The sequence below is a fragment of the Legionella sp. W10-070 genome, assembly GCF_900640175.1.
Classification (GTDB): domain Bacteria; phylum Pseudomonadota; class Gammaproteobacteria; order Legionellales; family Legionellaceae; genus Tatlockia.
The window spans coordinates 114,942-125,894 of record NZ_CAAAJC010000005.1 but is presented as its reverse complement, the minus strand read 5'-3'; the positions used below and the strand labels follow the sequence as shown (position 1 = coordinate 125,894).

Genomic DNA, 10,953 nt, shown 5'->3' with positions numbered 1-10,953 from the left:
AGGTAGTCTGCATTGATTTAAGTTCCAGTTACCGTAAGTTAATCAGGCGTTATTTTCCGAATGCGATGATTGTCGCCGATCGCTTTCATGTGATTCGATTACTGAATCAATTTTGTTTAAGGGTTAAAGTTTTGTGTTCTTGATTAGTGCCCCCGGATTTGGGGAAGAGCCGTAAAATTTAAGGATGGGATGGATTGGAGCTAACATCTTGATTTAATTGGCTCCCCGGGACGGGCTCGAACCGCCGACCTAATGATTAACAGTCATCCGCTCTACCGACTGAGCTACCGGGGAATGAGGCCGAATCTTAAAACGATTCTGATGATGGGTCAAGTGTATTCATGAGAAAATTTAAGTTTTTTCTCTTCCAGGTGTATTGAAGGCCAGATGGAATATTTGTTGTTCTAACAATACTCCATCCAGCTGGCCTATCATGACTGAAAGTCATTAAGGAACGCCATTCCTGGCTGTTTGTCATCACCGTTATTTGCAAAAACGTTGCAGCCGATCCATGGCATCTTCCAATATATCCATGCTGGTGGCAAAGGACAGGCGGATGCAGCCTTCATTTCCAAAAGCTGAACCTGGTACAAGTGCTACGCCAACTTCTTGTAATAAACTATCCGCGAATTCTATATCGTTGGCAAATCCTCGTTTTTCAATAATAGCTTGCACGTTGGGGAAAATATAAAAGGTACCATCGGCTGGAATCACTTCAATGCCAGGAATTTCATCCAGGCGCTGGGCTACGTAATCATGGCGTTGGTGAAATGCAACCACCATTTCTTTGACGGTTTCTTCACCGCCATTTAATGCGGCAACGGACGCTTTCTGGGCAATGGAGCAAGGGTTTGAGGTTGATTGAGACTGGATGGTTGTCATGGCTGAAATCAATGAGGCGGGGCCTGCTGCATAACCAATGCGCCAGCCAGTCATGGCGTAGGCTTTTGAAACGCCATTTAAGACAATGGTACGGGGATAAAGTTCTGGACAGGCGTTTAAAATATTAGCAAAGGGCTGAGTCCAAATAATGTGCTCATACATATCGTCTGTCGCAACAAATACCTGGGGATGGTTTTTTAATACTTCGCCAAATGCTCTTAATTCCTCCAGGCTGTAAGCGACACCCGAAGGGTTTGATGGGCTGTTTAGAAAAAGAAGTTTGGTTTTTGGCGTGATCGCTGCTTCGAGTTGTGCGGCACTAATCTTGAACCGATTGGCGGGTGTGGATGCCAGAATAACAGGGGTTCCACCAGCCAGTAAAACAATATCAGGATAGGAAACCCAGTAAGGGGCTGGAATAATAACCTCATCCCCTTCGGCGATAAGTGCCTGGCAGAGATTATAAATGCTTTGCTTGCCACCGACCGAAACCAGGGTCTGGTTCGGTTGGTAGGTTAGATTGTTATCGCGCTTAAACTTGTTGATAATCGCTTGTTTTAATTCCGCAATACCATCGACTGGAGTATATTTGGTAAAGCCGGCGTTGATGGCGTCAATGGCTGCATTTTTAATATGTTGCGGGGTATCGAAATCTGGTTCACCTGTTCCTAAGCCGATAATGTTTAAGCCCGCAGCGCGCATTTGCGCTGCTTTGGCGGCCACCGCGAGGGTGGGGGATGGTTTTACAGAGCGAACACGTTCTGCCAGTGCGATATCCATCATTTACTCCTATTGCATTGTTTTGACCAGTGTTTTATGTGCTCCGATGAGTCTGGCGGGATGATTACCCCGTCAGGGTACGTCAGAAACAGGAGTTTGTCATAAAATCCAATGATCGGTTATAGTTTATATTATGAAAAATTTATTTAAAATTTACGCAAATTATCAGCCTGCTGGTGATCAACCTACCGCAATCGCTTCTTTAATCGACGGGCTTAAAGCCGGTTTGGCGCGTCAGATTCTGTTAGGCGTTACCGGCTCTGGGAAAACCTATACGATTGCGCACGTCATTCAGGCGATGAGACGACCAACCCTCATCATGGCACCCAATAAAACATTGGCAGCACAGCTCTATGGCGAATTCAAGACCTTCTTTCCTGATAATGCGGTGGAATATTTCGTCTCTTATTATGATTATTATCAGCCTGAAGCTTATGTGCCTGCCTCCGATACCTTCATAGAGAAAGACGCATCCATTAATGAGCATATAGAACAGATGCGTTTATCGGCGACCAAAGCGCTGATTGAGCGTAAAGATGCCATTATTGTTGCTACCGTCTCAGCCATTTATGGATTAGGTGATCCCGATTCTTACTTGCGTATGTTATTACATCTCTCCAGGGGAGAACAGTCTGACCAGCGTAAAATTTTAAGACGACTTGCTGAAATGCAATACATCCGCAGTCAAATCTCGCTTGAGCGAGGCCAATTTAGAGTGCATGGGGATGTCATTGATATTTTTCCGGCTGATTCAGAGAGGGAGGCAATCCGTATCGAGCTCTTTGATGATGAGGTTGAAAATATTGCCCGTTTTGATCCGTTAACCGGCGAAATATTGCAGCGACTGCCAAGGGTAACCATTTTTCCAAAGACGCATTATGTCACCCCGCGCGAACGTATTTTGCAAACCATTGATTGGGCGAAGGAGGAACTGCGTCTGCGTCTGGCTGAACTGACTGAGCAAAATAAGTTATTGGAGGCTCAGCGCCTTCAGCAGCGTACCTCTTTTGATATCGAAATGATGTTGGAGCTTGGCTATTGTTCAGGTATTGAAAATTATTCCCGCTATTTATCCGGACGCAATGCAGGAGAGCCTCCGCCTACCTTGTTTGATTACTTGCCGCCTGAGGCATTGCTGATTATTGACGAGTCCCATGTGACGATTCCGCAAATAGGCGGTATGTATCGAGGCGACCGGGCGCGGAAGGAAACGCTGGTTAATTATGGATTTCGCCTGCCTTCGGCGTTGGATAATCGGCCGCTGCGCTTTGAGGAATTTGAGGGGCGTGCCCCACAAACAATCTATGTATCGGCAACGCCGGGACCCTATGAGAAAGCGCATGCAGACAATGTTGCTGAGCAGGTAGTACGCCCCACAGGCTTGGTTGATCCGCAGGTACAGGTGCGTCCTGTCAAGAGCCAGGTCGATGATTTATTATCTGAGATTCACCAGGTGGTTGCTCAGGGAGAAAGGGTGCTGGTCACCACATTAACCAAACGCATGGCAGAAGATTTGACCGACTATTTGCATGAGCATGGCGTCAAAGTGCGTTATCTTCATGCGGATATTGATACAGTGGAGCGGGTAGAGATCATCAGGGATTTGCGTTTGGGTGAATTTGATGTTTTGGTTGGCATTAACCTGCTAAGAGAGGGTCTGGATATGCCGGAAGTTGCATTGGTTGCCATTCTTGATGCAGATAAGGAAGGTTTTTTGCGCTCCGATCGCTCGCTTATTCAAACTATCGGCAGGGCGGCGCGTAATATCAACGGGCGTGCAATCCTTTATGCTGATTCGGTAACCGGTTCAATGCAACGTGCACTGGATGAAACAGAACGTCGCCGTAATAAGCAGATTGAATTTAACAAAATGCATGGTATTACCCCCAAGGGTATCCGCAAATCGATTGAAGATATTATGGAAGGAGTCTATAGCACGAAACGGAAAACGCAAATTGCTGAACGCCAGCCATTTTACCCCCTGCTTTCCCCAGAGCAACTGGCTAAAAAAATCAAGGCATTGGAAAAGCAGATGCACAGCCATGCTAAAAATATGGAATTTGAACTGGCTGCCAAGGTGCGAGATGAGTTACTAGCCTTAAAGGAACAATTAAAGGCTGGTTAGCCTTCATGAATGACAAATCTGTTTCTACCTGATTAATAACAGTGAAAGCATTTTTCTTTTACCGAAATAAGTGCTAAGTTAAACCATTTGGTCTTACTATAAGTCTCTTGTGGCAAAAGTTGAACTAAGTTTTTCAGGGGGGTAAGGAATGCTAATCAGTGAATTAAAAAAAGAAATCGAGAAATTAAATGCGGCCAGCCAAAATCCTCATCGTCTGGAACTGAAGGAGTTGCTTGCCCCTTTTAAGGATGAGGAAGCAGGTAAGGCCGAGGTTACCTCAAAACTTAAAAGTGAGGTTTATTCAATTCTTGATAATTTTTGGCAAGATATTAGTAAAATCTTGCCCGTGGATCAATGGAGTGAGGAAGCCGAGGTTAGTCTGTGGATGGCTTTTCAAAAGAAGCTCATTGAGGCCAAATGGGAGGATGCCGCTCATCCTTTGCTGTATGCGAAACTTGCTCATAACTATGGGCAACAGGCTGATAGCGGGCTGAAGTTGGAAGAATTAATGCCGCTCATCATTCGGTGTAGTCGGTCAATGGGTTATGCGGATAAAAACCAATTGGATGATTACCCCCTAGGGCATATGGCCACTGCTATTCGTTCTTTGCAGGAGCAGAGAAAAGAGGCGGATAAAGTGAAAAGCAGCGTGACGATGTTAGCGGTTATTTTTTATCTGATTAATCATTATTGCACAGCCGAACAACTTGATTTACTTCCCCAGCTTATTCATTATCGGGTCAATACAACGGATGAGGAAAGACGCTCTGAGCAGGCTATTGTTCGATGCATAGCAGATCAACCTCTGGCTTGCCAGAATTTTCTTCTCAGCCAAAAAGAATTGATTGAGGGGCGGGTGTTAATAAAAATAGAAGAGGTGGTTGCGGTAAGCCATTTGCTGCCTAAAGGCCGTCCTTCCTTTATTACTGCGCTGAAGGAAAACCCCTGGTTTAATGTGCTGCTTAGGCAAAGCAGGCGATATGAAAAAAGCGGTGATTCATCAACATTAACTTTCAGCGTTGAGCAATTAAGAGCAGATTTTGCCTCTTTGGAAGAGCACTCCTATCTGGCCGCGCTTAATTTTGCCCTCAAGCTTAAGTTAAAGACTTCATCCTTCCCCGCAAAAAGGGCTGAGTTTTCTCGCCTGGTATTGTATTTATTTGCTTTATACGCTTATGTAGATGAGTGCAAAGCGGACAACAAACCGGATTCCTTTTTTTCTTTTTCAGCGAAGATAAAAAATGAGGCGGCTCTCAATAAAATAGCCTCTCTAACAGGTTCATCGGTCAAGTTAGGAATGATAGAACGCCTGGCTTTAAAGCAAAGTCGTTTGGTTGAGCAGTTTGAGAAGCAGGAACAGGAAATTACCAGTCCTTCTGACTTGAATAACACCCCGCAATGAAACCCTGATGCAGGATAATGTCAGGAAAGAAAATGGCCCGACAGTCTAAGATTTTGAACCCTGAGGTTCAAGTGGGGAACAGATGAGACGGTTCAGGCTTCCCACTTAATGTGGGCCTGCTCAACGCCGCCTGCAGAACGCTCCCCTGTATGCGAGTATTGGTTCATAAATCACTCGCTGCCGGGTTAGGATCATTATACCATAAGATGGTTTTAATATAGCCTTATTTTGCAATTTTTTGTGTCCCGGGAAAGAGGCTTCCTGGTGTTTTGGCTATTTCTTCTTTTGAATATCCGCCATGTGCTTACGGGCTTGTTCGGTTGCTTGTTCTGTTTTATTTTTGACTTCTTTTGAAATAGAAAGCAGGCTTTTTTCAAAAATAGAGAAACTTTCTTGCATATAATCCAGTACTTTGTGGCCATTTTCTACAAACACGCTAACCTGTTTTTCCATCAGCTCTTCTGGTTTACGGATTTTTGACAGATCCTCTGGTTTCAGATAACTGATATTTTGTAAGATCTGTGCATTTAACTCCATTATCTCTTGAATGGGTTTTTGCATCTGATTCACAATCGATGTCCAGTTATTTATATAATTCGGTTGCATAATAATCTCCCTTTATGTTGCGGTGCACAATAGAAGGATAGTGTTCAATCACTTTTTTGTCAAACATACGTTTTTTATGTTTATAGGTATAAGTATAGGCCAGAAGCAGTGATAAGTCTGTTGTTTGGCCTCTTGCAAAGGTATCTGAATTAGAGATAAGTTCAGGTGCGGTTTTTCCAATTCAGGGTATTATTGTCAATGATTTTTCGACGTCGAACTTGAAGACTCATCTACCCTGCGACAAGGAAAACCGCCTGTTTAATCATTGAAAGAAGCAGTTACTAGTCAGTTTGGGGATCCTGGGTAATATTCCCGTGAACGACCTGATGAATTTTATTTTCTAAGGAACTGATAAATTGGGTCACTTGCTGTCTTTGTTGCTCTTGCTGCCTTTGGCAGCTGATCAGCTCATGGCTGACATGAAGTGCTGCAAGAAGCAGTGTCTGAAAGTCATCAAGCTGCTTAAATTTTTTCTTATTTTGCAATAAATGTTCATTTAGTTTTTCTGCCGCTTGCTGAAGGTTGTCTATTTCAGAGTCAGGGCACTTAATTTCATAAGATTTGTTCATTAGTTTTATGGAGCACGATTTTGAAATTGTCATTTTGGAGCCTATTCCTTGTCACAGTGCTTTTCAAATAGTAACAATTTTGGTTTGCTCGAGCAAATCAGTTATCATTACTCTATTTGCTAATAGAGAGCTATATTTATGAAAAGCACTCCCTTACATCTTCCTGCCTATGATGCTTTTGTTGATGCTATTTCAATGCTGTCCCTGCCTGTTTCTGGTAGTGAACTGCATGGTGTCATGTGTGGTTATCTGTGCGCGGGCGCCCCTTTGGAGGGAGAAGCTTATTTGCGGGCGCTAACCGTTAACAGCAAAAGAGAGGAAGAGACTCGTGTGGCAGCACTTGCTATGTTTGATGTTTTTGCCATTAGTCAGCAGCAACTCGCCAATTTTGATTTTACATTTCAACTGTTGTTGCCTGATGAAACAGAATCTTTAATGATTCGGGCCCAAGCCTTTGGCGAATGGTGCGAGGGGTTTGCTCAGGGAATGACGATGGCGGGTATCGGCCATGAACAATTGCATGAGGAGGAATCTCAGGAAGCCTTGCACCATATTCTTGAGTTCGCGCAATTAGACTATGAAGCGCTGGAGGTCGAAGAGGAAGATGAAAAAGCGCTGGTAGAAGTCAGTGAATATGCCCGTATGGCAGTCTTGCGTATATATGAAGATTTATTGCAAGACCATGATTCTGGCAATATGACACACTAATTTATCAAATTTGAGTATTGCCATAATGGAGATTCACACAGCTTGGCTGACTGGTAAGGAATTTCAGTGCATTGATAAAGGATGGTAGATGATTACACAACAAGAGTATCAGGCAAGGCGTCGTCAGCTGGCTGCCGGTTTACCGCAAGGTGCTATAGCCATCATCCCTGCTGCTAATGAGGTATTACGAAACGGTGATGCGCATTATCGTTTCCGCCAGGATAGCGATTTTTATTATCTGACCGGTTTTAATGAACCGGAGGCTTTATTATTGGTTATCGCCGGCCAGAAAGGAGAAAGTTATTTATTCAATCGGCCGCTTAATCCTACCCAGGAACAATGGACGGGTAAACGTCTGGGGCAGGAAGGTGCGATTGAGCAGCTGGGAGTGGACGCGGCCTATCCTATTGACAGGCTGGATTTCCAGCTGCCTGAGCTGTTAGCTAATAAAACCGCTATTTATTATGCGATAGGCCGCCACCCTGTCTATGAAAGACGGATATTGCAGGCGTTACAGTTGGTGAAGCGGCAAATCAGACGGGGGGTGAAAGCCCCGGGGGCGTTATTTGATTTGGAGCCGATACTTTCTGAACTGCGGCTGTTTAAAAGTAAGGCGGAAATTGCTTTAATGCGCAAAGCAGCTGAAATATCCGTGGCAGCCCATCAACGGGCAATGAAGGCTTGTCGAAGGGCGGATAATGAATATCAGCTGGAAGCTGAGCTTCTTTATGAATTTAGTTATAACGGCTGCCGTAGTGTTGCTTATGATCCCATTGTCGGCAGTGGGGCTAACAGCTGCATTTTACATTACACCGATAATAATCAACCCTTAAGAGAGGGTGATTTGGTGTTGATTGATGCTGGCGGTGAATTTGAAAACTACGCAGCCGATATCACGCGAACTTTTCCGGTAAATGGTCATTTCAGTCTGGAACAACGAGCCATTTATGAAATAGTGCTTAATGCCCAAAGAGCGGCGATGGCATGTATTAAACCTGGTGCCCGCTGGAATGAGCCACAGCAAACGATAGTCCGTATTTTAACTGAGGGATTATGTACGTTAGGCTTGTTGAAAGGCAATGTTGATGCGCTGATTGCTGAAGAAGCTTACAAACCTTTTTATATGCATAATTCAGGGCATTGGCTCGGGCTTGATGTGCATGATGCTGGCTATTATAAAATTGACGGGGAGTGGCGTTTGCTAGAGCCAGGCATGGTATTAACCGTGGAGCCCGGGTTATATATTAGTGCAGGCATGGACGGCGTAGAGGAGCGCTGGTGGAATATTGGGGTACGTATCGAGGATGATGTTCTGGTCACAAAGAACGGCCATGAAAACTTAACGGCAGGATTGCCCGTGGATATTACAGAAATTGAGGCATTAATGCGTGGCTGACAGACAGGTAGACATATTAATCATTGGCGGTGGTTTGACGGGAGCAAGCCTGATGTTGGCGTTGGCTGATAAAGGATATAGCTCTTTACTGGTCGATGCTAATTGCCTGAGTGATAAAATCAGTACAGATTTCGATGCCCGTACCCTCGCCTTATCACCTGCCAGTGTACGAATCTTACAAATGCTTGGAATCTGGCCCCTTTTGATAGAGGATGCTACTCCTATTGATGCGATTCATGTGTCTGAGCAAGCCCATTTCGGTGCGACTCACTTATCTGGTGAACCAGAGCAGCCTTTGGGTTATGTTGTTGAAATGCAACACATTAACCATGCTTTATATCAACTGCTGCCAAAGGAATCAATCATCGCCCCTGCGCAACTCACCACCCTGGATAAAGCCCAGGGATTAGCAACGATTAAAAACCAGGCGGGATTGCTGAGGGTGCAAGCGAAGCTTATTGTCGCTGCCGATGGCACCGACTCTGCCGTAAGGCAATATAGTGGTTTACCAGTGAAGATTAAGGCTTATGGGCAAGACGCTATTGTCGCCAATATAGCGTTGGCCAGACCTCATCGTCAGCAAGCCTATGAGCGTTTTACCGTCTCAGGGCCCTTGGCGATGCTTCCTATGACGCAGCAGCGGGCGTCGCTTGTTTGGGCCTTGGAGCCTGAGCGGGCTCAACAATTAATGGCCTTCGATGAAAAGGCATTTTTGGCGGCTTTGCAAAAAACATTTGGTTATCGAATGGGGCGGTTGGTGCGAGTGGGGCAGCGGGTGGTTTTCCCTTTGCGACAAGTGATTATGAGTAAGCACACCGCATGGCCCTTGGTGTTTGTAGGAAATGCTGCGCATACGTTGCATCCGGTAGCAGGACAGGGTTTTAACCTGGGTTTGCGGGATGTTGCTGCGCTGGCACAGTGTATCGTTCAGGGTGGACTTAATGAATCGATGCTTGCTCATTATCAGACTATGCGTCAACATGATCAGGCAGCAATTACAAAGCTGACGGATGGCTTAATCAAAATCTTTACCAGCCGCATGCCGGGAATGGCTCTGGCACGTAACCTAGGCCTTGTTGCAATGGATAATTTCTCTTTTCTAAGTAAAAATCTTAGCTATTATGCCCGTGGTTTTGCCGGTATTTCACCTGATTTGGTTTGTGGGATTCCATTGATTGGGGATAAGCAATGAGCCAAGCGTTCGATATTCTTATAGTCGGGGGCGGGGTTGTAGGATTGACAGCGGCATTGGCGATGGCGGATCGAGGATTTTCCGTGGCGGTAATTGATGCCACGTCGCTTCGTCCTGAAACAGACACCATTGATCCTCGGGTATATGCAATTAATTTGGCATCGGAGGACTTATTTCAACAGTTGGGGATATGGCAGCAGTTAAATAAAGAGCGGGTTTCACCTTATCGATCCATGCATGTCTGGGATGCCGCAAGCAAAGCCCATATTGATTTTGATACCCGTATGGTTATCGCCCCGCAATTAGGTCATATTGTCGAAGAAGCGGTGCTGAAAGAGGCGTTGTTGCAACAGGCAAGGAAGCAGGCTATTGCTCTTTTCCCAGACAGTAAAGTGGAAACCATCAAACAAGGTGATGATTCTATTCTGGTTAGCAGTAATGATAGTCGTTGGCAAGGCCGCTTATTGATGGTGGCTGATGGGGCTAATTCTGTTTGCCGCCAATTACTTGAAGTGCCTTTAACCTCCTGGCCTTATCATCAACAGGCAATTGTTGCTCTGGTTGATACAGAGAAATCTCACCAGCAAACAGCCTATCAGGTGTTTAACCCAGATGGTCCTCTGGCTTTTTTACCACTTACAGATGAAAAACGTTGTTCGATTGTCTGGTCTACAACAGCAGTTCGTGCAAAATGGTTAATGTCGCTTCCAGAGGATGAGTTTAATCGGGAGTTGACCTGCGCTTTTGCTGGCAAGCTCGGGCAAGCGAGCCTTTATGGCAAGCGCCATTGTTTCCCTTTGCTGATGCGTCATGCTAAAAAGTACACGGGTAAACATTGGCTGTTATTAGGAGATGCCGCCCATACAATTCATCCACTTGCCGGGCTTGGTCTGAATGTGGGGCTTGCCGATGTTGCCAGTTGGCTTTCTTCTCTTGAACAGGCAGGTAATAAATTATCTGCAAAAGCCCTGGGAAGCTATCAACGCCAGCGTAAATATGCTGTCTGGCAAGTGATTGCCTTAATGGAAGGATTAAAAACCTTATTCCTTAACCCCTTATTGCCAGTGGTGACATTACGTGGGTTAGGTTTGCAGATTTGTGATCGCCTGAAACCCTTGAAAAGGAAATTTATCGAACATGCTGCAGGAAAATCGATAAGGTTTTAGTCTGGTAGCGATAACCATCTTCAGGTGTTCAGCATCGAGTGCGTTATGCTTAAGTCTAAGTCAGGAAGAAATGCAGTCTACATTGAGCGTCTTTCGGCTGTTAATGCCAATACAAAACACGGAGTAA

At 45.1% G+C, this 10,953-nt stretch carries 9 protein-coding genes, 1 tRNA gene, 1 other RNA gene and 1 pseudogene; 7 read left to right on the top strand and 5 right to left on the bottom strand.

Features of this window, described 5'->3' with window-relative positions; genetic code table 11:
• A pseudogene (locus E1O65_RS03530) lies at positions 1-122 on the top strand (transposase); the annotation flags it as partial.
• A 96-nt stretch (positions 123-218) separates the two neighbouring features.
• Here E1O65_RS03530 and E1O65_RS03525 read toward each other — a convergent pair.
• A tRNA-Asn gene (locus tag E1O65_RS03525) sits at positions 219-294 on the bottom strand.
• A 189-nt stretch (positions 295-483) separates the two neighbouring features.
• Complete coding sequence (locus tag E1O65_RS03520; RefSeq protein ID WP_133132216.1) at positions 484-1,662, bottom strand: pyridoxal phosphate-dependent aminotransferase; 1,179 nt, start codon at positions 1,660-1,662, stop codon at positions 484-486.
• A gap of 133 nt (positions 1,663-1,795) precedes the next feature.
• On the opposite strand from E1O65_RS03520, the gene uvrB reads away from it, so the two are divergent.
• Positions 1,796-3,787, top strand: coding sequence for an excinuclease ABC subunit UvrB (gene uvrB / locus E1O65_RS03515; RefSeq protein WP_133132211.1), 1,992 nt, complete (start codon positions 1,796-1,798; stop codon positions 3,785-3,787).
• Positions 3,788-3,935: 148 nt separating this feature from the next.
• Positions 3,936-5,189, top strand: a complete 1,254-nt coding sequence (locus tag E1O65_RS03510) for a hypothetical protein (RefSeq protein ID WP_133132210.1) — start codon at positions 3,936-3,938, stop codon at positions 5,187-5,189.
• A 30-nt stretch (positions 5,190-5,219) separates the two neighbouring features.
• Here E1O65_RS03510 and ssrS read toward each other — a convergent pair.
• From ssrS to E1O65_RS03495, 3 genes are all read right to left on the bottom strand, one after another.
• A non-coding RNA gene (gene ssrS, locus E1O65_RS03505) (6S RNA) lies at positions 5,220-5,379 on the bottom strand.
• Between the two features lie 83 nt (positions 5,380-5,462).
• On the bottom strand, positions 5,463-5,795 hold the full coding sequence (locus tag E1O65_RS03500; protein WP_133132209.1) for a phasin family protein: 333 nt from the start codon (positions 5,793-5,795) through the stop codon (positions 5,463-5,465).
• Between the two features lie 281 nt (positions 5,796-6,076).
• A complete protein-coding gene (locus E1O65_RS03495) occupies positions 6,077-6,397 on the bottom strand; it encodes a cell division protein ZapA (protein WP_133132208.1) in 321 nt (106 codons plus the stop codon).
• 105 nt (positions 6,398-6,502) lie between these two features.
• Here E1O65_RS03495 and E1O65_RS03490 point away from each other — a divergent pair, with 105 nt between their 5' ends.
• The 4 genes from E1O65_RS03490 (at position 6,503) to E1O65_RS03475 (ending at position 10,826) form a co-directional block, all read left to right on the top strand.
• Positions 6,503-7,072, top strand: coding sequence for a YecA family protein (locus E1O65_RS03490; RefSeq protein WP_133132207.1), 570 nt, complete (start codon positions 6,503-6,505; stop codon positions 7,070-7,072).
• Positions 7,073-7,160: 88 nt separating this feature from the next.
• Positions 7,161-8,468 (top strand): Xaa-Pro aminopeptidase, encoded by a 1,308-nt coding sequence (gene pepP, locus E1O65_RS03485; RefSeq protein WP_133132206.1) that lies wholly within the window; start codon positions 7,161-7,163, stop codon positions 8,466-8,468.
• Positions 8,461-9,660 (top strand): FAD-dependent monooxygenase, encoded by a 1,200-nt coding sequence (locus E1O65_RS03480; protein WP_133132205.1) that lies wholly within the window; start codon positions 8,461-8,463, stop codon positions 9,658-9,660. The genes pepP and E1O65_RS03480 overlap by 8 nt, the downstream gene beginning before the upstream one ends.
• Positions 9,657-10,826, top strand: coding sequence for a UbiH/UbiF/VisC/COQ6 family ubiquinone biosynthesis hydroxylase (locus tag E1O65_RS03475; RefSeq protein WP_133132204.1), 1,170 nt, complete (start codon positions 9,657-9,659; stop codon positions 10,824-10,826). The genes E1O65_RS03480 and E1O65_RS03475 overlap by 4 nt, the downstream gene beginning before the upstream one ends.
• Positions 10,827-10,953 lie beyond the last annotated feature (127 nt).

What these genes read in the sequence shown, in the direction of transcription:
- E1O65_RS03520 (WP_133132216.1), bottom strand. Translation starts at nt 1,662, where the DNA reads ATGGATATCGCACTGGCAGAACGTGTTCGCTCTGTAAAACCATCCCCC.
- uvrB (WP_133132211.1), top strand. Translation starts at nt 1,796, where the DNA reads ATGAAAAATTTATTTAAAATTTACGCAAATTATCAGCCTGCTGGTGAT.
- E1O65_RS03510 (WP_133132210.1), top strand. Translation starts at nt 3,936, where the DNA reads ATGCTAATCAGTGAATTAAAAAAAGAAATCGAGAAATTAAATGCGGCC.
- E1O65_RS03500 (WP_133132209.1), bottom strand. Translation starts at nt 5,795, where the DNA reads ATGCAACCGAATTATATAAATAACTGGACATCGATTGTGAATCAGATG.
- E1O65_RS03495 (WP_133132208.1), bottom strand. Translation starts at nt 6,397, where the DNA reads ATGACAATTTCAAAATCGTGCTCCATAAAACTAATGAACAAATCTTAT.
- E1O65_RS03490 (WP_133132207.1), top strand. Translation starts at nt 6,503, where the DNA reads ATGAAAAGCACTCCCTTACATCTTCCTGCCTATGATGCTTTTGTTGAT.
- pepP (WP_133132206.1), top strand. Translation starts at nt 7,161, where the DNA reads ATGATTACACAACAAGAGTATCAGGCAAGGCGTCGTCAGCTGGCTGCC.
- E1O65_RS03475 (WP_133132204.1), top strand. Translation starts at nt 9,657, where the DNA reads ATGAGCCAAGCGTTCGATATTCTTATAGTCGGGGGCGGGGTTGTAGGA.